Annotated in this window: 18 protein-coding genes; all 18 read left to right on the top strand. The window is 43.7% G+C overall.

Going from position 1 to position 21,976, the window contains the following annotated elements; translation table 11 throughout:
* Positions 1–8 precede the first annotated feature (8 nt).
* The 18 genes from proS to QFZ80_RS17240 all read left to right on the top strand — a co-directional run bounded on the left by proS (position 9) and on the right by QFZ80_RS17240 (position 21,952).
* The gene (gene proS, locus QFZ80_RS17325) at positions 9–1,457 is read left to right on the top strand and encodes a proline--tRNA ligase (RefSeq protein WP_307545136.1); all 1,449 of its coding nucleotides are present in this window, start codon (positions 9–11) and stop codon (positions 1,455–1,457) included.
* A gap of 66 nt (positions 1,458–1,523) precedes the next feature.
* Positions 1,524–5,834, top strand: coding sequence for a PolC-type DNA polymerase III (locus QFZ80_RS17320; RefSeq protein ID WP_307560191.1), 4,311 nt, complete (start codon positions 1,524–1,526; stop codon positions 5,832–5,834).
* Between the two features lie 229 nt (positions 5,835–6,063).
* Complete coding sequence (gene rimP, locus QFZ80_RS17315; protein WP_307555430.1) at positions 6,064–6,522, top strand: ribosome maturation factor RimP; 459 nt, start codon at positions 6,064–6,066, stop codon at positions 6,520–6,522.
* A gap of 36 nt (positions 6,523–6,558) precedes the next feature.
* Positions 6,559–7,656: a transcription termination factor NusA gene (nusA, locus tag QFZ80_RS17310; RefSeq protein WP_047672911.1), complete on the top strand. Its 1,098-nt coding sequence runs from the start codon at positions 6,559–6,561 to the stop codon at positions 7,654–7,656.
* 29 nt (positions 7,657–7,685) lie between these two features.
* Positions 7,686–8,000, top strand: coding sequence for an RNase P modulator RnpM (rnpM, locus tag QFZ80_RS17305; protein WP_029195245.1), 315 nt, complete (start codon positions 7,686–7,688; stop codon positions 7,998–8,000).
* Positions 7,990–8,319, top strand: coding sequence for a L7Ae/L30e/S12e/Gadd45 family ribosomal protein (locus QFZ80_RS17300; protein WP_235549131.1), 330 nt, complete (start codon positions 7,990–7,992; stop codon positions 8,317–8,319). Before rnpM ends, QFZ80_RS17300 begins: the two co-directional genes overlap by 11 nt.
* Entirely contained in the window at positions 8,309–11,236 is a 2,928-nt protein-coding gene (gene infB / locus QFZ80_RS17295) for a translation initiation factor IF-2 (RefSeq protein ID WP_307545138.1), read from the top strand. Before QFZ80_RS17300 ends, infB begins: the two co-directional genes overlap by 11 nt.
* A gap of 6 nt (positions 11,237–11,242) precedes the next feature.
* Positions 11,243–11,602: a 30S ribosome-binding factor RbfA gene (rbfA, locus tag QFZ80_RS17290; RefSeq protein WP_307545139.1), complete on the top strand. Its 360-nt coding sequence runs from the start codon at positions 11,243–11,245 to the stop codon at positions 11,600–11,602.
* Positions 11,599–12,600: a DHH family phosphoesterase gene (locus tag QFZ80_RS17285; protein WP_307545140.1), complete on the top strand. Its 1,002-nt coding sequence runs from the start codon at positions 11,599–11,601 to the stop codon at positions 12,598–12,600. The genes rbfA and QFZ80_RS17285 overlap by 4 nt, the downstream gene beginning before the upstream one ends.
* The gene (gene truB / locus QFZ80_RS17280) at positions 12,597–13,511 is read left to right on the top strand and encodes a tRNA pseudouridine(55) synthase TruB (RefSeq protein WP_307560189.1); all 915 of its coding nucleotides are present in this window, start codon (positions 12,597–12,599) and stop codon (positions 13,509–13,511) included. Before QFZ80_RS17285 ends, truB begins: the two co-directional genes overlap by 4 nt.
* A gap of 43 nt (positions 13,512–13,554) precedes the next feature.
* Positions 13,555–14,490 carry a bifunctional riboflavin kinase/FAD synthetase gene (locus tag QFZ80_RS17275; RefSeq protein ID WP_307560186.1) on the top strand — a complete coding sequence of 312 codons (936 nt, stop codon included), beginning with the start codon at positions 13,555–13,557 and terminating at the stop codon, positions 14,488–14,490.
* Positions 14,491–14,657: 167 nt separating this feature from the next.
* Entirely contained in the window at positions 14,658–14,927 is a 270-nt protein-coding gene (gene rpsO, locus QFZ80_RS17270) for a 30S ribosomal protein S15 (protein WP_029195252.1), read from the top strand.
* A 267-nt stretch (positions 14,928–15,194) separates the two neighbouring features.
* Positions 15,195–17,297: a polyribonucleotide nucleotidyltransferase gene (locus QFZ80_RS17265; protein ID WP_307560184.1), complete on the top strand. Its 2,103-nt coding sequence runs from the start codon at positions 15,195–15,197 to the stop codon at positions 17,295–17,297.
* 154 nt (positions 17,298–17,451) lie between these two features.
* Positions 17,452–18,504 (top strand): polysaccharide deacetylase family protein, encoded by a 1,053-nt coding sequence (locus QFZ80_RS17260; RefSeq protein ID WP_307560182.1) that lies wholly within the window; start codon positions 17,452–17,454, stop codon positions 18,502–18,504.
* A gap of 106 nt (positions 18,505–18,610) precedes the next feature.
* Positions 18,611–19,867 (top strand): M16 family metallopeptidase, encoded by a 1,257-nt coding sequence (locus QFZ80_RS17255; protein WP_307560180.1) that lies wholly within the window; start codon positions 18,611–18,613, stop codon positions 19,865–19,867.
* Positions 19,854–20,309: a dUTP diphosphatase gene (gene dut, locus QFZ80_RS17250; RefSeq protein ID WP_307560178.1), complete on the top strand. Its 456-nt coding sequence runs from the start codon at positions 19,854–19,856 to the stop codon at positions 20,307–20,309. The genes QFZ80_RS17255 and dut overlap by 14 nt, the downstream gene beginning before the upstream one ends.
* Before the next feature lie 153 nt (positions 20,310–20,462).
* A complete protein-coding gene (gene dpsA, locus QFZ80_RS17245) occupies positions 20,463–21,362 on the top strand; it encodes a dipicolinate synthase subunit DpsA (RefSeq protein WP_307560176.1) in 900 nt (299 codons plus the stop codon).
* Positions 21,359–21,952 (top strand): dipicolinate synthase subunit B, encoded by a 594-nt coding sequence (locus QFZ80_RS17240; RefSeq protein WP_171648901.1) that lies wholly within the window; start codon positions 21,359–21,361, stop codon positions 21,950–21,952. Before dpsA ends, QFZ80_RS17240 begins: the two co-directional genes overlap by 4 nt.
* The last annotated feature ends 24 nt before the right edge of the window (positions 21,953–21,976 follow it).

The raw sequence follows: 21,976 nt of genomic DNA, 5'->3' as shown, positions 1-21,976 counted from the left end.
GAGGGTTTATGTCAAACGATAAACAGTTTGTTAAAGAGATTACACCACAGGGAGAGGATTTCTCCCGTTGGTACATAGATGTGATCAAGAAAGCTGATTTAATGAGCTATTCACCAGTGCGCGGCTGTATCGTGTTTAAACCGGACGGCTATGAAATATGGGAAAACATACAACGTGAACTCGATAGCAAATTCAAAGAAACGGGTCACCGGAACGCCTATTTCCCGTTATTTATTCCAGAGAGTTTTTTCCAGAAGGAAAAAGAACACGTAGAAGGCTTTAATCCAGAGCTGCCTTGGGTCACTGAAGCAGGCGGAGAGAAGCTCGAAGAACGTCTAGCTATTCGTCCAACTTCGGAAACGATGATTGGTCATATGTATTCGGAGTGGATCAATTCCTATCGCGATCTTCCCCTTTTGATTAATCAATGGGCTAACGTAGTTCGATGGGAGAAGCGCACATTGCCTTTCCTTCGAACTACGGAGTTCTTGTGGCAGGAAGGCCATACGGCTCATGAGGATGAGCAGGATGCACGCCGTGAAACGATGCAGATGTTGGATGTTTATCGCCAATTTGCGGAAGATTTCTTAGCAATCCCAGTTATTGTTGGGCAGAAGACTCCTTCTGAGAAATTCGCGGGTGCTATCGATACTTTCTCTATTGAGGCGATGATGAAAGATGGGAAAGCGGTGCAAGCTGGCACATCTCACTATTTGGGTACGAATTTTGCAGTCGCTTTCGATATTAAGTTCTTGGACCGTGAAAATCAGCATCAATTTGCTCATACGACTTCATGGGGAGTTAGTACTCGACTTATCGGTGCGCTTATCATGGTTCATGGCGATGATCGTGGGTTGGTATTGCCACCTAAAGTTGCCCCAACTCAAGTCATCATGATTCCGATTGGTCCTCCAAAAACACGGGAACAAGTTATTGGACGGGTAGACGAATTGTATGCAGAGCTTAAGAAAGCAGGCGTTCGAGTTAAAGTGGATGACCGAGCCGACCAAAGCCCAGGTTGGAAATTCAATGAATATGAAATGCGCGGTATACCGATCCGTGTTGAATTAGGACCTCGTGACATGGAAAATGGACAAGTTGTTCTCGTCTCTCGTGTAAGCGGGGAGAAGAAAACAGTTCTGCAAACTGACTTCGTTCAGGAAGTTCAAAATTTACTTGCTGAGATTCATCAGCAGATGTATGATAAAGCGAAGCAGTTCCGTGACGATCATTACATTGCGGTAGATTCTATTGATGAGTTCAAAACATTCCTAGAGACGAAACGCGGATTTGCATTGGCCGGCTGGTGCGGGTCTAGCGTTTGTGAAGATCAAGTGAAGGAAGAGACGGGGGCAACAAGCCGAAATATTCCATTCACACCTTCAGAAACGAAATCAACATGTCTGGTTTGCGGCGATGCCGCTAAACATACGGTCGTTTTTGGCCGAAGTTATTAATTACAATCAAGGGCAAATGGAAGCAACAATTCCATTGCCCTTCGTATTTTTATGGGGAGGCTGTTCATGAGTAATTTGGCTGATAAACGGAATCGCTTTGAGCTTTTGATGCAGCAAGCCGAGATTCCAGCCGATATCGTGCGGTCATTTTTTGCGGAAGGCTACATCGAGCAAGTAGAAATTAGTCGAAAAAATCGCGACTGGACCTTTTATTTGGTGAAAAATGAAATAGTGCCTCAAAATATTTATCGGTCTTTTTGTAAAATGATTCAAGAGAAGTTCGCTCAAATTGCGAAGATTCGTTTTATTTGGAAATATGAGCAAGTAGAACCCGCTGCTTTGGTGGATGAATACTGGAGCCTATTTATGGAGTGGCTGCAGCGTGAAGTAGCATCGATTAATGGTTGGATGTCCAAAGCAAGGTTTGAGGTACAAGGTCATACGCTAACGCTAATAATGCTAGATCAGATTGGACTTGAACTTGCTAAAAAGAAAAATGTAGATATGTTCATACGGAACTTTTTTCATAACTTTTTTCAAACAGAATTAAACGTAAAGTATGCGATTAGTGATTCCACTGAGATCGAAGCTGAGTATGAGAAATTTGCGAAGCGTCGCGAGCAAGGCGAGAAGACCATCACCCAAGAGATCATGATGTCCATCGACATGGAAGAAGAAGCATCCTCATTACCAGATACGGATCTCAAGCTTGTTATGGGCTACGATATCAAAGAGGTGCCAACACCACTCAAGGACATTCAAGAAGAAGAGAAGAAAGTAACGGTTCAGGGTACCGTATTTGGACTAGACGTCAAGGAATTGAGAAATGGAAACACATTATTTACATTTAACCTGACCGATTTTACAGATTCTTTGGCGATGAAAGTATTTGCGAAAACCAAAGATGACGTGAAAATTATGAGCCTTCTTGCAAATGGAACATGGATTAGAGCGAGAGGGAAGGTCGAGTATGATCGTTTCATGCAAATTCCTGAACTTGTCATGATTCCGAATGACCTGAATGAAGTCATGGCTCCCAAGGATCGGATGGACGATGCAGCTGAGAAGCGTGTTGAGTTTCATTTGCACACGACCATGAGTACCATGGATGCTTTGACACCTATTGATCAATATGTGAAAATGGCGGCTAAATGGGGACATAAAGCCATCGCGGTTACGGATCATAGTAACATTCAGTGTTTCCCTGATGCAGGAAAAGCAGCCAAAAAGCACGGAATTAAAGTGATTTATGGTGTGGAAGCAAACGTTGTGAATGACTCTGTTCCTATTGTAATGAATGGTAGAGATATGGATCTGAAGCAAGCAACTTATGTGATATTCGACGTAGAGACAACGGGGCTTTCTGTTACCAATAACCAAATTATCGAGCTTGCAGGTGTTAAAATGCAGGACGGTAAAGAAATTGATCGGTTTGCAACGTTCATTAATCCTCACGAGAAAATTCCTTATAACATTCAACAATTGACGAACATTAACGATGAAATGGTAAAAGATGCACCAGATATCGAGGATGAGCTACCTAAGTTTATTGAGTTTGTCGGTGATTGTGTTCTCGTAGCCCATAATGCACGATTTGATATGGGTTTCCTTCAAGCGAATTTGAAACGTATGGGATTGCCAGAGGTTACGAACTCCGTACTGGATACCCTAGAGCTTGCTAGATTTTTATTCCCTTCAATGAAGAACCATCGATTGAATACCTTGTCGGATAAATTTAAAGTAGGCTTGGACAACCATCACCGGGCGATTGATGACTCTATTGCATTAGGTTTTGTTTTATATCATTTAATTAATGAGGCTAATGATCGACAAATAACGAATCTTGCTAAATTGAATGATTATGTAGGAAAAGATTTGTCTAATCAGCGTCCTTTCCATTGTTGTGTTTACGCGCTAAATGCCGTTGGGAAGAAGAACTTATTCAAACTTATATCCTTATCCCATACAACCTATTTGCAGCGGTCTGCTACGATTCCCAAAAGTGTTCTAGTAGAGCATAGAGAAGGTCTTCTTATCACCTCGGGCTGTGAAAAAGGGGAATTCTTTGAAGCTGTTCTAAATAAATCAATCGAAGAAGCCGAACAAGTGGCTGAGTTCTATGACATTCTTGAGATTCAACCTGTGAGCTATAACATGCATCTGGTAGAGAAGGGCCTTGTTGGGAGCGTCGAAGATTTAGAAAATGCTGTACGACGTGTTTGTGAAATTGGTTATAAGACAGGTAAACCGGTTATTGCTACAGGGAATGCTCATTATCTGAATCCTCGTGAGAAAGTATGCAGGGATATTGCCATTAATGGAATTACCGGGTTTAGTCCACTTAAAGCTATGAAAAAACCGGATGCTCATTTCCGTACGACCAAAGAGATGCTGGAAGAATTCAAGTTTCTTGGTGAAGAAAAGGCGATTGAGGTTGTTATTCGCAGTACGAATGATCTAGCGGATCGCTTTGAAGTTATTGAGCTTTTCCCTGACAAGCTGTTTACACCTATCATTGAAGGTGCCGACGAAGAAATTCGTACCACCTGTTACCATACAGCGAAGAAAATGTATGGGGATGAACTTCCGGAAGTCATTATCGCCCGGCTTGAGAAAGAGCTTGTTCCGATTATTAAGTTCGGTTTCTCTGCCAACTATTTGATTTCCGAACGTCTTGTGAAAAAGTCGAATGCGGACGGTTATCTCGTAGGTTCAAGGGGTTCCGTTGGTTCTTCCGTGGTTGCGATGATGTTAGGCATTTCCGAGGTTAATCCGCTGCCTCCTCATTATATATGTGTATCTTGTCAGCATAGTGAGTGGTTCCTGGACGGGAGCGTTCCGAGTGGATTCGATCTTCCTAATAAAGTTTGCCCGAATTGCGGGGGGAATTTAAAAGGTGACGGTCACGACATTCCGTTTGAGACATTTCTTGGCTTTAAAGGGGACAAGGTTCCCGATATCGATTTGAACTTCTCTGGCGTTTATCAACCGATTGCGCATAATTTTACGAAAGAAATTTTTGGTGAGAAGAATGTATTCCGTGCGGGTACCATCGGTACTGTCGCTGAGAAGACGGCATTCGGATTCGTCAAGAAGTATGAAGAAGAGCAAGGCCAGAAGTGGCGAGGTGCTGAAATTAGCCGATTGGCTGCTGGCTGTACTGGGGTTAAGCGAAGCACGGGGCAGCATCCCGGCGGTATTGTCGTTGTACCGGATTATATGGAAGTTGATGATATCACACCCGTTCAATACCCAGCTGATGATAAGAATTCGGAATGGAAAACGACCCATTTTGATTATCATGCCTTTGACGCCAATTTGCTGAAACTTGATATTCTCGGACACGACGACCCGACGATGATGCGGATGCTGCAAGATTTAACAGGCATTGATCCAACGACCATCCCTATGAATGATGCGAAAGCGATGAGTATTTTCAACTCAACAGAAGCGATTGGGGTCAGACCGGATCAAATTCGATCTCCAGTAGCGACTTACGGTGTTCCGGAAATGGGAACCAAGTTCGTTCGTCAGATGCTTCAGGAAACACAGCCAAGCTCCTTTGCCGATTTACTGCAAATTTCTGGTTTGTCACATGGAACGGGTGTTTGGCTTGGAAATGCACAGGAGTTAATTAAAAAAGGGATATGTAACATTAAGACAGTTATTGGCTGTCGGGATGATATCATGCTCTTCTTGATTTATAAGGCAGGAATGGATGCAGGTCTTGCTTTCAAAATTACCGAGAGTGTTCGTAAAGGTAAGGGGCTTACAGATGAATGGAAAGATGAGATGAAACGCTGTAATGTGCCAGCTTGGTATATTGAATCTTGTGAACGGATTGAATATATGTTTCCAAAGGCGCATGCTGCTGCTTATGTTATCTCTGCTGTTCGTACTGCTTACTTTAAGGTTTATCATCCGATAGCGTACTATGCGACTTATTTTAGTGTTCGTGCGGCTGACTTTGACTTAGAGCTTCTGTGCCAAGGATATGATGCCATTCTTAAAAAGTTGATTGAGATTGAAGAGAAAGGCTTCCAAGCGCTGCCGAAAGAAAAAGCGATGGTTTCCATTTTGGAGATGTCCCTCGAAATGACGTCTCGTGGCTTCAGTTTCAAACCGATTGATATCTATCGTTCGGATGCGACGCGGTTTATTATCGATGGTACGTCACTTATCCCGCCATTTGCAGCAATGTCAGGTATCGGAGATAACGCAGCCAAAAATATTGCCGCTGCTAAAGAGGAGGGCGACTTCCTCTCCATCGAAGATTTCCAAAATCGATCCAAAGCCTCAAAGACGGTCATTGAGATGCTCAGCGCGATGGGATGTTTCCGCGGGCTGCCGGAATCGAATCAATTGTCCTTATTCTAAGCTTCCGAAGTCAGTTTTTCTAAGAAAAACTTTTAGCTGTCAAGTGAAAATGATTAACAAGTTTGCTATTGTAATGCAAAGAATGGTTATGGTATAATTTTTATTGGCAATAATGAGGATATCATCTTGTGATTAAAGAGTGGGGAAACCCACTCTTTACATTTTGATATAGGACTTTTCGGAATACGATAAGGGAAAGTCAATTTAGGAGGTACATTTATCTGTGGCTATACAAGCGCAAATCAAATCCGTCATTGAGGACATGCTGAAGGATTTCATTGAACAAAATGGATTTGAACTCGTGGATATTGAATATGTCAAAGAGGGCAGCAACTGGTTCCTTCGTGTCTATGCAGACAAGGAAGGCGGAATTGATATAGATGATTGCGGCCGCATCAGTGAATACTTAAGTGTTCAATTGGATGAAAAAGATCCCATTGCTGATGCCTATTTCTTGGAAGTTTCTTCACCAGGCGCGGAACGTCCGCTTAAGAAGACACAAGATTATCACAAGGCTGTGAATAGTCATGTATTTGTTACCACCTATGAACCGATAGACGGTTCCAAGGAATTTGAAGGTTTACTGCTTTCCTTTGACGAGGAAGAACTCGTTATTGAAATTGGCAAAAAGAAAATAATTATCCCGTTCGCTAAAGTAGCAAGCGCTCGTCTAGCTATCGTTTTTTAGTGACCGTTACTTATTGAAAGGGGGGACTCAGTTCAAATGAACACGGATTTTATCGAAGCGCTGTCGGAAATTGAACGTGAGAAGGGTATCTCAAAGGAGTTACTTATCGATGCAATTGAAGCAGCGATGATTTCAAGTTATAAACGTAATTTCAACACCGCACAGAATGTGCGAGTTGATATCAATCGCCATACTGGCCTCATCAAGGTATATGCCCGTAAAACCGTAACTGAGGAAGTATTAGATCCGAGATTGGAAATTTCACTTCACGCTTCTCGTGAAATTAATCCGAATTACCAATTGGAAGATATCGTTGAAATTGAAGTGACTCCTCGTGATTTCGGACGTATTGCTGCTCAAACTGCGAAACAAGTGGTGACTCAGCGTATTCGTGAAGCCGAGCGTGGCTTAATTTATAATGCTTTTATCGACAAGGAAGAAGATATCGTTACAGGTATCCTTCAGCGCCAAGATCAACGTAACATTTATGTGGACTTGGGTAAAGTTGAGGCTGTGCTGCCTTTGACTGAATTGATGCCTACAGATAAGTTCAAACAGGGCGATCGGATTAAAGCGTATATCACGAAAGTGGAAAATACGACGAAAGGACCGCAAATCATTTTATCAAGAACACATCCAGGACTGTTGAAGCGTCTTTTTGAACTGGAAGTGCCTGAAATCTTTGATGGTGTGGTCGAGATTCGTTCAGTTGCGCGTGAAGCCGGTTTCCGATCCAAAATTGCTGTTCATTCTCGCAACGCTGAAGTTGATCCCGTAGGATCCTGTGTAGGGCCTAAAGGTTTACGTGTTCAAACGATTGTAAGCGAACTGCGCGGCGAGAAAATAGACATCGTTCGTTGGATGGAAAGCGTGGAAGAATACGTAGCCAATGCGCTTAGCCCTTCCAAAGTGCTTGAAGTGCAAATTCATGAAAATGAAAAAATGGCGCGTGTCATTGTCCCTGACTATCAACTTTCCTTGGCTATTGGAATCAAAGGGCAAAATGCTCGTCTTGCTGCCAAATTGACAGGTTGGAAAATAGACATCAAAAGTGAAACACAAGCCGAACAAGAATATGGCAGAGTGAAAACTTATTCAGAAGAAATGCATCAAGATTCTGTGAGTGTCGATTAAGTTTTTGTTTGGAGCAAGGGGTGATCGGAATGAAGCAGAGAAAAATCCCTCTGAGAAAATGCGTGGCCTGCCAGGAAATGATGCCGAAGAGGGACTTGATCCGCATCGTCAAAACGCCTGAAGATGAAATTCTCATAGATCTTAAAGGGAAAAAGTCTGGGCGCGGTGCCTACCTGTGCGGTAAAGTTTCTTGTTTTAAATTGGCGAAGAAAAGTAAAGCCCTGGATAGAGCGCTGAAGCATGCCGTTGGTGCCGATATTTATGACCAATTGGAGCAAGATTTCATTCGTGTTGAAGATGAGTTCCTCTCTTCCAAAGAGGAGGAGTCTGAAGATGAATCCTAAATTTCTATCCCAATTGGGCTTGGCGATGCGGGCAGGGAAGCTAGTAACCGGTGATGAAGGTGTGTTTAAAGCGATTCGCTCGGGAGAAGCCAAGCTTGTCATTATGGCGGAAGATGCATCCGCTAATACACGTAAGAAATTTCAAGACAAATGCCAATTCTATGGGATTAAACTCATGGAAATAGGTACGAAGTATGAGTTGGGCCGCAGCATTGGGAAAGAAATGCGTGTCACCATAGGTGTATTGGACGGAGGCTTCGCGCAGATGCTGCAGAAGAGTCAAGAAAATCCTGCGGAGGTGAAACATATTGACCAATAAACAAGACAATAAAGATAAGACTCGCGTTTACGAATACGCAAAACAACTCAATATGAGCAGCAAAGAAATTATTACCATCCTTAAACGTCTGAATATTCCCGTTAACAATCATATGAGTGTAATGGAAAATGACGCAGTAAGCAGTGTAGAAAAGTTTTTTCGTGATATTAAAGCCAATGCGGCTGCCAAACGAGCAGCTACGGACGGAGGAAATGTGAGTTCATCTACGACGAATCAGAATCCTGCAACGCAGGCTCCAGCACAAGAGAATAAAGGTGCAGCAACACCGGCTTCGAAGCCAGTTGCTTCAGAACCAACGAACAGCACAACTACAAATGGTGCTGTAACAGCGCCTCAAGGACAATCTACGCCTAATACGGCTAGTCGTCCATCTCAACCTGGGCGTGATCAACGCCCAAGCGGTCAAGGATCTTCGCAAGGCGGACAACGTCCAAACAGTCAGGGCCAAGGTGGACAACGTACAGGTTATCAAGGTTCCAACCCAGGCGGACAGCGTCCTAGCGGCCAAGGCTCCAGCCAAGGTGGACAACGTACGGGTTATCAAGGTTCTAATCCAGGTGGTCAGCGCCCTAGTGGTCAAGGCTCCAGCCAAGGCGGACAACGTACGGGTTATCAAGGATCCAATCCAGGTGGCCAGCGTCCAAGCGGCTCTACCGGCGGCTACAATAGCCAACGTCCTAGCGGCGGTCAAGGCTACAGCCAAGGTCAAGGCCAAAGCGGAGCTCCACGCACGAATAGTAACTATGCAGGTTCCCGTCCGAGTCAGGGTACTGGAGGACCAGGAGCTGGTGGTGGACAAAGCGCGAATAGCGGCCGTCCACAAAATGCAGGCCCGAACCGCAGTGCTGGTCCAAACCGTCAGTCTAAACCGTTTGATAACCGCAACAATAATCAAAGCGGAAGACCTGTCATTCAAGAAGCGAAGCCGCAGTTCCACGTAGGAGCCACAGCAGCTGAATTGGATGATGCAGCAGCTAAAGCAGGTGTAATTACAACTAAGAAATCCAAACCAACACCTAAGCGTTTTGATGATAACCGTTCCGGCGGCAATCGCGGACCTGGTGGACAAAACAGAGGCAATCAACGCGGTAACAATAGAGGAAGATACCAACAGGAAACTGTTAAAAAAGAGAAAATTGACAACACTCCTAAGAAAATCATCGTTCGTGGCAGTATGACTGTTGGTGAAACAGCGAAATTACTTCACAAAGATGCTTCTGAAGTTATTAAAAAGCTTTTGTTCTTGGGTACAATGGCAACTATCAACCAAGAGCTTGATTTGGAAGCTATTCAATTGATTGCATCCGAGTTTGGCGTTGAAGTTGAAATTAAGATTAAAGTCGAAGAAGACAATTTCGAAACTTTCGAAGAAATTGACGATGAGGCAGATCTGATTGAGCGTCCGCCAGTTGTTACGATCATGGGTCACGTCGATCATGGTAAAACGACTTTACTTGATGCTATTCGTAAAACAAGTGTAACCGAGGGTGAAGCAGGCGGTATTACGCAGCACATCGGTGCTTACCAAGTTGAAGTTAACCAAAAGAAAATCACTTTCTTGGATACGCCTGGTCACGAAGCTTTTACAACCATGCGTGCCCGCGGTGCACAAGTAACTGATATTACAATTATCGTTGTTGCTGCTGATGACGGCGTAATGCCACAAACGGTTGAAGCTATTAACCATGCTAAAGCAGCGGGTGTTCCGATCATTGTTGCAGTTAACAAGATTGATAAAGAAGGCGCAAATCCAGATCAAATCAAACAAGCACTTACAGCTTATGAATTGGTTCCGGAAGAGTGGGGCGGAGATACGATTTTCTGTGAAATTTCCGCAAAACAACGGATTGGACTTGAAAATCTGCTTGAGATGATTCTGCTTGTTGCGGAAGTTCAAGAGTATAAAGCTAATCCGAACAAACGTGCTAGAGCGACCGTAATCGAAGCCGAGTTGGATAAAGGTCGTGGTCCAGTTGCCAGAATCCTGATTCAACATGGTACATTAAAAGTCGGAGATAGCTTCGTAGCTGGCGTGTGCTTCGGCCGCGTAAGAGCGATGGTGAATGATAAAGGTAAACGTCTGAAAGAAGCCGGTCCTTCAACACCAGTTGAAATCACGGGTCTTACAGAAGTTCCACAAGCTGGGGATCCATTCCTTGCTTATGAAGATGAGCGTAAGGCAAGAGACATTGCAGATCGTCGTTCCATAGCACTTCGACAATCCGAGATGACGGCGAATTCGCGTGTTACGTTGGATGACCTCTTTAAACACATTAAAGACGGCGAAATCAAAGAACTGAATGTAATCATCAAAGGTGACGTTCAAGGCTCTGTTGAAGCCCTCAAAAGCTCACTTGAGAAGATCGAAGTGGAAGGCGTTCGCGTTAAAATTCTTCACAACGGTGTTGGTGCTGTTACGGAGTCTGATATTATTCTGGCTTCTGCATCTAATGCGATTATTATCGGCTTCAATGTTCGTCCTGAACCTGCTGCGAAAGCAACGGCAGATCAAGAGAAAGTTGATATCCGTCTGCATAACATTATCTACAACGTAATTGAAGAAATCGAGCAAGCGATGAAGGGCATGCTGGATCCTATCTTTAAAGAAGTTGTACTCGGTCAAGCAGAAGTACGTAATGTGTTCAAAATTACGGGTTCAGGTACAATTGCTGGATGTATGATTATCTCAGGCAAGATTGCTCGAAATGCACAAACACGCTTGATCCGCAGTGGTATTGTCGTGCACGAAGGTAAAATTGACTCCCTGAAACGATTCAAGGATGACCAAAAAGAAGTGGCACAAGGTTATGAATGTGGTATATCTCTTGAGCGTTATCATGATATTAAAGAGGGCGACATTATTGAAGCCTTCATCATGGAGTCCGTTGAGAGGTGATGACAAATGGCTAGAGTTCGTGTAGGTCGAGTTGGCGAACAAATCAAGAAAGAATTAAGCCAGATCGTTCAGTCCGAATTAAAAGATCCACGCATTGGTTTCTTAACCGTAACTGGTGTAGAAGTAACGAACGATTTATCCTTAGCTCGTGTTTTTCTTAGCGTAATGGGGACAGAAGAAGAGAAAGCTGCAACACTTAAGGCGCTTTCTGTAGGTTCTGGATATATTCGCTCGGAATTAGGCAAGCGAATTCGTTTACGTAAAATTCCAGAACTGCAATTTAAGTTCGATGCTTCTATTGATTATGGAAGTCATATCGATAACTTGTTGCATAAGCTTAATCAGGAAGGAAATTCAAGCATATGAGAAGTGGAATGAACCATGCCACCGAATACAGACAGCAGCTGGCAGCAGCAGCTACGTTTATCGAGCAGCATGATGATTTCCTGGTGGTATCTCACATCCAACCGGATGGGGATGCCGCCAGTTCTACGTATGCAACCGGTTGGATTCTTAAACAACTGGGAAAATCCTTTACAATGATCAATGAGGGCACTATGCCCTCTAAATTTTCCTATTTATGGGGAAGTGATCGAGTACTTGATTATGGCAAGGAAGTTCCAGAAAGACTTTATCAAACCATCATAAGTGTAGATTGTGCTGATTTCTCCAGAATGGGTAGGATCAGCACTCTTTTTGATGACCAAGCACGGCTGCTCAATGTTGATCATCATCCAACGAACGATAGATTTGGTTCGTGCCATTTAATTAAACATGATGCCGCTGCAACCGTTCAAATTTTATATGATTTAGCTATACATATGAAGCTTGTACCGAATTTGGAGTTTGGTGATTGTATCTACACTGGCTTGCTGACAGACACAGGTGGTTTTCGGTATTCAAACACCTCGCCTGAGGTCATGCAGATCGGAGCAACGCTGTTATCACTTGGGGTTCAGGGCTCTGTCATAGCTGAGCAGGTGCTGGAAAGAGTCACTTATTCTCAAATCGTACTTCTGCAAAAAGCTTTATCGACACTTTCATTTGCAAATGATCGTAAATTAGCATGGCTTGCTGTTTCTCTGGCAGATTTAGAGTTAACTGGTGCCTCAAGCGACGATCTGGATGGGCTTGTCAACTATCCGCGTAATGTGGAAGGTGTGGAAGTGGGCATGCTATTTAAAGAGAAGTCAGTCGGTGTAATTAAAGTAAGTCTCCGCTCATCAGGACTTGTTGACGTTGCTGCAATTGCGCAATCACTTGGCGGAGGCGGCCATGTTCGTGCATCAGGCTGTACAATCCAAGGTACGCTTGAGGAAGCAATAGCCAAAATGGTTCAGGAAGTAGGGAACGAACTCATATGACGTTAGAAGGCATTTTGCCTGTATGGAAACCGGCGGGCTTCACTTCTCATGATGTTGTAGCCAAAGTTAGAGGTATCCTTGGGATCAAACGCATCGGCCATACGGGAACGCTAGACCCGCAAGTAACCGGGGTTTTGCCATTATGTATAGGTAGAGCGACTCGAATGGTTGAGTACATTCAGGAGTTGCCCAAGGAATATGAAGCTGTTCTTCGAATCGGTCTTTCTACCGATACGGAGGATATGACGGGTACGGTGTTGGAAGAAGTTCCGCAGGTGACTTTGGATGAATTAAGGGTCCGTGAGGTTCTTCATTCTTTTGTCGGAGAAATCGAACAGGTCCCACCGATGTTCTCAGCAGTGAAGATTGATGGGAAACGACTCTATGAATTAGCCCGTGAAGGCAAAGAAGTAGAGCGGAAGTCACGTAAAGTGACGATTCATAAGCTAGACATTCTTCATATGGATCTACAGCAAAACCATCCAGAGATTCAATTTCGTGCTTCTTGCTCCAAAGGGACCTATATAAGAACCTTATGTGTGGATATAGGTAAGGCTCTCGGATATCCGGCGGTGATGAAAAGTTTAATTCGTACATCGACGGGCAGTATTCGCCAAGAGCAGTGCTTAACATTTGAACAGATTGAACAAATGAAGGCTCAAGGATTACTACAGGTGCATATGATTCCTATGGATCAGGCGATTTCACATATCCCATTCATTGAACTATCTGCCGGGGAAGCTATACATGCACTACAAGGGAAGAAAATACCTATGACTGTGAATCGGACGGCTCATGCAGATGCATCACAAACCATTTTCAGGGCTTATTCGCCTGATGAACGGTTTCTTGGTTTGTATGAATGGAACAGCGCTAGCCAAGTCCTGATCCCAGCCAAAGTTTTCCTCTAATTATAACGTCACGGGACAGGTTGAAATGGGTAGGTGGAAAGTTATGCGCATAATACCAATATCATACCCCATTAATATGGATGATTTGGACCTAATTGTAGGAGAGCAAGTGGTGGCAATTGGTGATTTCGATGGTGTACATTTGGGACATCAGGAAGTCATTGGACGAGCCCTACGTACGGCTAAGAATCTTGGGCTGAAGGCCGCCATTATGACCTTTCACCCACATCCTAGGGCAGTAATGGGTCAAGATAGATATACAGATCTAATAACTCCGATGAGTAAGAAAATGAAAATGTTTGAATCGCTGGGTGTGAATCATACCTACATTGTTACCTTTGATGCCTCTTTAATGCGGTTATCCCCGGAACATTTCGTGGATCAAGTATTGGATCGGCTTGGTGTGGAAAGTGTCATATGTGGTTTTGATTTTACATTTGGTTTCCAAGGTAAAGGTACCCCGGATTCGCTTTGTGAGTTGAGTCATGGGAAATTTTCTGTAGAAGTGGTGAGACCCTTTCATATGGATGGCGAAAAAGTTAGCAGTACACTCATTCGTGAATCATTGCAGCAAGGAGACATCGACACAGTTACCAGACTACTTGGGCGTCCCTATAGTATAAGCGGCATCGTTGTGGATGGAGAGAAGCGTGGGAGAACACTTGGCTTTCCTACAGCTAATATTCAACTGGATGAGTCTTACGTCATCCCTACGAATGGTGTTTATGCGATTAAAGCTTCTGTTAAAGGGGAAACCTATAAAGGGGTTATGAATATAGGTGTAAAGCCTACTTTCACAACCGGAGAATTAAAGCCCTCATTCGAAGCTCATTTATTTGATTTCTCCGAACAAATTTACGGCGAGCATATGAATGTTGAGCTCATAGCTTTCCTTCGACCAGAGCGGAAATTCTCATCCCTAGACGATTTGGTTACTCAAATTAAACTTGACGTCGAAACGGCCAAGAACAAATTATAACGTTCCAGTTGAAACAAGCATTTACTTCTACTATGCGATTATGATATACTGAATAACGTTGCCAAAAGGAACTATCCTTTGTGGCATGAACCTTAGCTTGGACCTACGCTATCATCGGCGATTTCTAGGCTAGTGGGGATACAATAGAATTTAGGAGATGAACAATCATGGCATTAACTCAAGAGCGTAAAACACAACTGATTCAAACTCACAAGGTACATGATACCGATACGGGTTCACCTGAGGTACAAGTAGCAATCCTTACAGAAAACATTGTCAACCTGACTAATCATCTGCGGACTCACAAGAAAGATCATCATTCCCGCCGTGGTTTGCTCAAAATGGTTGGTCAACGCCGTAAGCTACTAGCATACGTGAAGAACAAAGATGTGAGCCGTTACAGTGCTTTGATCGAAAAGCTTGGTTTGCGTCGATAAAACCGACAATGAGAAGCAACCTGTTGCTCCTTTGCTGGGCTTGATAAAGCTTTGGCGAAGAAAGGCAACGAGGTTGCTTTTTCTTGTATTTTTAAAACGGAAAAAGAAGGAAATACTAGACATTACGCAGAAATAGTGGATGACTCCAACGTTAGGCAATTTTTGAGTACATACGGAGCATAATAATAAAGGTTTCTGAACCTTACTTTCTGTGCGTGTTTATCAAACACATATGAATTGAATAGAACAATTCCTTAGGAGGATGTTATGGAGAAAAGGGTACAAATGGAACTTGGCGGCAAACCGTTCATTCTTGAAACGGGCAGACTGGCCAAACAAGCGAATGCAGCTGTAACTGTACGTTATGGCGATACGGTTGTGCTGAGTACAGTAACAGCTTCAAGCGGACCGAAAGATCTGGATTTCTTTCCGTTAACGGTTAATTATGAAGAAAGATTGTATTCCGTAGGTAAAATTCCAGGTGGTTTTATTAAACGTGAAGGACGTCCAAGTGAGAAAGCGATCCTTGCGAGCCGTTTAACGGATCGTCCGATTCGCCCTCTTTTCCCTGAAGGCTTCCGTAATGACGTGCAAATCGTTTCCATCGTTATGAGCGTAGACCAAGAGTGTCCGCCAGAAATGGCAGCAATGATTGGTACTTCTGCCGCACTAGCAATCTCTGATGTTCCTTTCAATGGGCCTGTTGGTGGCGTGATTGTTGGACGAGTAGATGGGCAATTCGTTATTAACCCGACGGGTGAGACAGCGGAGAAAAGTGATCTTCACTTGACAGTTGCCGGCACGAAAGATGCAATAATGATGGTAGAAGCTGGTGCGAATGAAGTTTCAGAGGAAGTTGTCCTCGAAGCAATCATGTTTGGGCACGATGAAATCCGTAAGATTGTTGCGGTGATTGAAGAATTAGTTGAACAAGCGGGGAAACCGAAAATGGAGGTCAAACTTCATACGGTTGATGCCGAGGTAAATCGTGCAGTTCGTGAATTTGCTCAAGCTAGATTAGTTGATGCAATTAAAATTCCTGAAAAGCATGCAAGACAAGATGCAATCGATGTTGTGAATGCCGAAGCTGTGGAACATTTTACAGCCTTGTATGCAGAAACTCCAGGGTTACTTGGCGATGTGAAAGAAACGCTTTATGATATCGTTAAAGAAGAAGTACGTCGTTTGATCACACATGATAAAGTGAGACCAGATGGACGTAAACCAGAAGAAATTCGTCCAATTGATTGTGATATTGATTTGTTACCGCGTACTCACGGTTCAGGTTTGTTCACACGTGGACAAACACAAGCTCTTAGTATTTGTACATTAGGCGCTTTAGGCGATGTTCAAATATTGGATGGCTTGGATCTTACAGAAACCAAACGTTTCATGCATCACTACAATTTCCCTCCGTTTTCCGTTGGGGAAGCAAGACCGCTTCGTCCACCGGGTCGTCGTGAAATCGGACATGGTGCATTAGGAGAAAGAGCTCTTGAGCCGATCATCCCTAATGAAGTTGAATTCCCTTACACAATTCGTCTTGTATCTGAAGTGTTGGAATCGAATGGTTCAACATCCCAAGCTAGTATTTGTGCAAGTACACTTGCTCTTATGGATGCTGGTGTTCCAATTAAAGCTCCGGTTGCTGGTATTGCAATGGGTCTGATCAAAGACGGAGATCATTTCTCCATTTTATCCGATATTCAGGGTATGGAGGATCATCTTGGCGATATGGACTTTAAAGTTGCGGGAACCGCTGAAGGTATTACAGCCCTGCAAATGGATATCAAGATCGATGGGATTGATCGCAGTATCCTACAGCAGTCCTTGCAGCAAGCCAAAGAAGGCCGTTTGCACATTTTAAGTAAAATGGTATCTCGTATTTCTGAGCCGAAGAAGACTCTTTCCAAATACGCGCCTAAGATTCTTACGATGAACATCAACCCGGACAAAATCCGTGATGTCATTGGTGCCGGTGGTAAAATCATCAATAAAATTATTGAAGAAACAGGCGTGAAAATTGATATCGAACAAGATGGCCGTGTATTCATCGCTTCATCCAATCAAGAGATGAACGAAAAAGCACGTTCGATTATCGAAGGCATCGTTCGCGAGGTTATTGTAGGTGAAACTTACCTTGGAACCGTTAAACGCGTTGAGAAGTTCGGAGCATTCGTAGAAATTTTGCCTGGTAAAGAAGGTTTGGTTCATATTTCACAAATCTCCACAGAGCGTGTAGCGAAAGTGGAAGACGTAGTAAACATTGGCGATCAAATCACCGTCAAAGTAACTGAAATTGACCAACAAGGAAGAGTTAATCTTTCTCGCAAAGCGACATTAACTTCGCAAGTCCCGGCTCAAACCTAAGCCGCGTGACTTGTAAAGTCCCTTTTAAATAGTTTTGGATAAAGAGTCAGATCAATCTGTCTCTTTTTTGCTATTTAGACATACCTGGACATGCCTCGTTCTACTCTTGTCCTTTCCTGCATAAAATCAGGACATAAGGAAGGGGGATCTGTGTATGCTCCACAAAAAATGGCTTCTTCTTGGAAGTTTTTTTGCTTTGGTTCTGCTTACATTGGATGCAATCCCTAGCATAGGAACTTACATTCATGCAGTGAAAAATAATCAAAGTAAGTATCTAGCAGATAATAATTGGAGAGGTGAAGAAACACTCCCTGTCTTTGCCACTGCCACCTTAAAATCAACTGAACAAAAGAAGTCAAAGCAAAGCATTTTATTAGAAACGATTATGAAAGAAGCTGAAAAACGAAAGATTGCCCCCATCAATGCCAAAATTGATCCCGTTTGGAAAGCTATTCCGGGTTACAATGGATTGGAAGTCGATATTGAGGAGACGCTTAAGCTAGCAGAGCATCACTTAACGCCGAATAAAATAAACTATATAATGAAAGAAGTGCAACCAAGTATTCAATTGAACGATCTCGGTCCGAATCCGATATATAAAGGGAATCCCAAGAAGCCAATGGTTTCTTTCATGATCAATGTTGCTTGGGGAAATGAGTATTTGCCTAGTATGTTAGACACTCTCCGCAAAGAAAATGTACATGCGACTTTCTTTCTGGATGGCTCGTGGTTGAAGAAGAACGTAGAAATGGCCAAAAAGATCCAAAGCGAAGGGCATGAATTGTCTAATCATGCTTATTCGCATAAGGATATGAGAAGTATAACGCGAAGTAAAGCGGTTGAGGAAATTTCTAAAACAGAGGATCTGTTGAAGCAGCAGCTTGGTGTGAAGAACATGCTGTTTGCGCCTCCTTCGGGTTATTTTAACCAAGAAACGGTTCAAGTAGCATCGGAGTTCAATCTGCAAACGGTACTTTGGACTTTCGATACGATAGATTGGAAAAATCCAGGGTCTGAGCGAATCCTTCAACGGTTATCGACTAGTGTCGAGCCAGGATCACTTATTTTGATGCATCCAACGACCTCATCCAAGGAAGCGCTGCAAGGTATGATCCGTATAATTAAAAATAAAGGATTGTCGATTGGCACCGTATCTGAGCTTTTATCCTCTAAACGTGTTGCTGAAGCAGGTAAAATCGCAAAATAATCGACGAATCAGCCGCAAAGTTGAGTCATTGGCACATTTTTGTTAGACTGAGTAAGTATAATTTGGGAAAAGGACTTTAGGTGCTACAATTCGAGGAGGAACCTTGGTGATCAAATATCGCTTACATAATGGCTTGAGAGTCGTCATGGAACAAATTCCTACGTTTCGATCGGTAACGTTCGGGATCTGGGTGAAGACGGGCTCGCGTAATGAGTCTCAAGATAGTAACGGCATTTCGCATTTTATTGAACACATGTTGTTCAAGGGGACAGAGCGCCATTCAGCCAAAGATATCGCGGAGATATTTGATGGAATCGGAGGAAATGTGAATGCATTCACCTCCAAAGAGTACACATGCTATTATGCAAAAGTTCTCGATGATCATTTGCCTCTTGCGATGGATATGCTTTCGGACATGTTTTTCCATTCTGCATTTGATGAGAGTGAGTTAGAAAAAGAGAAGAACGTCATTTATGAAGAGATCTCTATGTATGAAGATACACCGGACGATCTGGTTCATGATTTATTGGCCAAAGCTTCTTATGGCTCACATCCGCTGGGGTATACGATCCTCGGAACCCAAGACAATTTATCGAAAATGAAATCCGAAGATCTGCGTAACTATATGAAGCAATATTATAATACAGAAAATACGGTTCTAAGTATTGCTGGCAATATTGACGATAGTGTGCGCGAGCTTATTGAGAAGCATTTCGGTGAATTCGCTCAAACGGGTGTGGAAACAAGTTATGATGCACCGGATTTCCTTGGAGAACTGATTTTCCATGCGAAAAAAACAGAGCAAAATCACATCTGTCTATCCCTTCCAGGTCTTTCGCTTCAAGAAGAGAATCTATATCCGATGGTACTGCTCAATAATGCCATTGGCGGTGGAATGAGTTCTAGATTGTTCCAGGAGATTCGTGAGAAACGCGGACTTGCTTATTCCGTTTATTCGTATCATTCTTCGCATATCGACAGCGGCATGTTCACGATTTATACAGGAACAGCACCGAAGCAGACGGAAGAAGTGCTCAAAGTGACTATGGAGCTGCTGCATGATATTGCGGTGAATGGAATGACAGATTCTGAACTAAAGAAAGGAAAGGAGCAGCTGAAGGGCAGCTTGATCCTTAGTTTGGAGAGTACCAGCAGCCGGATGAACCGATTCGGGAAAAATGAGTTGATGACTGGTAAGCATTACAGCCTCGACGAAATGATCGAGCGAATTGAAAGCGTTCAGATGGAGAACATTCGTCAATTGACGAAAACGCTTTTCTCCACACCTTTTTCTCTGTCTATGGTGGGAAATTCGGATGATGTAATTAACGGCTTCAGGAGGGATCAGCTTGTCTCTCTCTAACTTTGATGTTCAAATTAAACGGGTATCCGGACAAGAGGATATCCTTCTGCCTCAGAAAATGTCCGCTGCTGCAAGTGGCTTCGATCTTCATGCTGCAGTAAGCGAGCCGATAGTGCTAGGTCCGGGTGAGCGTCAACTCATCCCGACAGGCTTTGCACTCAGCATGCCGCCTGAGCTTGAAGCTCAGATCCGTCCGAGGAGCGGGCTTGCCTACAAGCATGGCATCACAACACTGAATTCACCGGGAACAATTGATGCCGACTACCGCGGGGAAGTGAAAGTGCTGCTGATTAATCATGGGCAGGAGCCGTTCACCATTCAGCGGAATGAGCGAATTGCGCAGATGGTATTCCAGCTTGTGCCACAGATCCAGCTCAATGAGGTTTCGGAATTAACGGAGACGGAGCGAGGATCAGGCGGTTTCGGCCATACAGGACGGTAATAGACCTTCTACATACGTAAGCATAAATGCGAGAACCCCTTCCAATTGAAGGGGTTCTTTTTGTTTTCCAACGAACTGAGCACGAAAAGTCACCCATCCTTAGGCGAACGCATACTATAACGTATCGAAACGGACCGAGAAAGAGGTGTAAGAATGCTCACTGGGATTTCGGTTGCTATTATGGGTGGAGACGCCCGGCAGCTTGAAGTAATTCAGAAATTTACTGAACTTGATGCTACGGTGATATTAATCGGCTTTGACAATTTAGGGAGGCAATTTAGCGGTGTTTTAAATGCTAAACTCGATCCCTTGCTGTTTCAAACCGTAGATGTACTTATTTTACCTGCTGTTGGTACGGATGATTCGGGACAAGTGGAATCTATATTCTCGAGTGAAGAGATGAGACTGACGGACGATCTTATGTCATCACTGCCAAAGCATGCCAAAGTGTATACAGGAATGGCCAAAAGCTTTCTGAAAAAGCTTTGTGCATCACATGGGATTGAGGTAGTGGAGTTATTCGAGCGTGATGATATTGCGATTTATAACTCCATTCCGACTGCTGAGGGAGCGCTCATGATGGCGATCCAGAACACCGATATTACCATCCATGGTTCAGTCAGTATGGTTTTAGGTTTTGGTCGTACAGGGTTTACAATGGCCAAAACTTTGCAGGGATTAGGGGCAACCGTGAAGGTTGGCGTGAGGAAACCGGAGCATTTTGCAAGGGCGTGGGAGATGGGTTTTCAGCCTTTTTATACAAAGGACCTGTACCCGGAAGTGGGGAATATTGACTTGCTTTTTAACACAATTCCGACTATGATAGTCACAGCGCAAGTTATTACTAATATCCCACATCGCGCGCTCATCATCGATTTGGCCTCTAAACCCGGTGGAACGGACTTCCGATTTGCCGAGAAAAGAGGCATCAAAGCGATGCTAGCGCCCGGTTTACCTGGCATCGTCGCCCCCAAAACAGCTGGCCGCATCATGGCAAACACACTCAGTCAGCTGATCGTGGAAGACTTCAAAGACAGGAGCGATGTGGAATGAATTGGCAAGGGAAAACAGTCGGATATGCTTTAACTGGTTCTCACTGTACGTTGGAAGAAGTCATGCCGCAGATTAAGAGATTTGTAGATGCAGGTGCACGTGTCATTCCGATTGTATCGAATACAGTCATGACCACCGACACACGTTTTGGCAAATCAGATGACTGGCAGCAACAGATTAAGGATATTACAGGGAACGAAATTATATCTACTATTGTAGCTGCAGAGCCTCTAGGTCCATCCAAGCTGCTTGATGTGATGGTTATTGCACCATGCACAGGGAACACGACTAGCAAGCTAGCAAATGCAATGACAGAGAGTCCAGTACTTATGGCAGCAAAAGCGCAAATGAGAAATTTGCGGCCGCTAGTTTTAGCGATTTCGACCAATGATGGGCTGGGTTTAAACGCGATGAATATTGCAAAGCTTCTCATTACCAAAAACATTTATTTTGTGCCCTATGGTCAAGATGCACCTGGAGCGAAGCCAAATTCGTTGGTAGCTCGAATGGACTTGATTATGGAAGCCTGTGAAGCTGCTCTTGAAGGTAAGCAATTGCAGCCCATGATTATTGAGAGATTTCTATACTAATTCATATATAACATCTTGAAGGGG

The organism is Paenibacillus sp. V4I7, from assembly GCF_030817275.1.
Classification (GTDB): Bacteria; Bacillota; Bacilli; order Paenibacillales; family NBRC-103111; genus Paenibacillus_E.
This window is presented reverse-complemented; position numbering and strand designations above follow the sequence as displayed.

Excerpts from the sequence above, each read along its gene's own strand:
- rnpM (WP_029195245.1), top strand. The coding sequence starts at position 7,686 with ATGAAGCAGAGAAAAATCCCTCTGAGAAAATGCGTGGCCTGCCAGGAA.
- QFZ80_RS17300 (WP_235549131.1), top strand. The coding sequence starts at position 7,990 with ATGAATCCTAAATTTCTATCCCAATTGGGCTTGGCGATGCGGGCAGGG.
- proS (WP_307545136.1), top strand. The coding sequence starts at position 9 with ATGTCAAACGATAAACAGTTTGTTAAAGAGATTACACCACAGGGAGAG.
- nusA (WP_047672911.1), top strand. The coding sequence starts at position 6,559 with ATGAACACGGATTTTATCGAAGCGCTGTCGGAAATTGAACGTGAGAAG.
- QFZ80_RS17260 (WP_307560182.1), top strand. The coding sequence starts at position 17,452 with ATGCTCCACAAAAAATGGCTTCTTCTTGGAAGTTTTTTTGCTTTGGTT.
- QFZ80_RS17265 (WP_307560184.1), top strand. The coding sequence starts at position 15,195 with ATGGAGAAAAGGGTACAAATGGAACTTGGCGGCAAACCGTTCATTCTT.
- truB (WP_307560189.1), top strand. The coding sequence starts at position 12,597 with ATGACGTTAGAAGGCATTTTGCCTGTATGGAAACCGGCGGGCTTCACT.
- QFZ80_RS17320 (WP_307560191.1), top strand. The coding sequence starts at position 1,524 with ATGAGTAATTTGGCTGATAAACGGAATCGCTTTGAGCTTTTGATGCAG.
- QFZ80_RS17240 (WP_171648901.1), top strand. The coding sequence starts at position 21,359 with ATGAATTGGCAAGGGAAAACAGTCGGATATGCTTTAACTGGTTCTCAC.
- rpsO (WP_029195252.1), top strand. The coding sequence starts at position 14,658 with ATGGCATTAACTCAAGAGCGTAAAACACAACTGATTCAAACTCACAAG.
- rbfA (WP_307545139.1), top strand. The coding sequence starts at position 11,243 with ATGGCTAGAGTTCGTGTAGGTCGAGTTGGCGAACAAATCAAGAAAGAA.
- QFZ80_RS17275 (WP_307560186.1), top strand. The coding sequence starts at position 13,555 with ATGCGCATAATACCAATATCATACCCCATTAATATGGATGATTTGGAC.
- dpsA (WP_307560176.1), top strand. The coding sequence starts at position 20,463 with ATGCTCACTGGGATTTCGGTTGCTATTATGGGTGGAGACGCCCGGCAG.
- QFZ80_RS17285 (WP_307545140.1), top strand. The coding sequence starts at position 11,599 with ATGAGAAGTGGAATGAACCATGCCACCGAATACAGACAGCAGCTGGCA.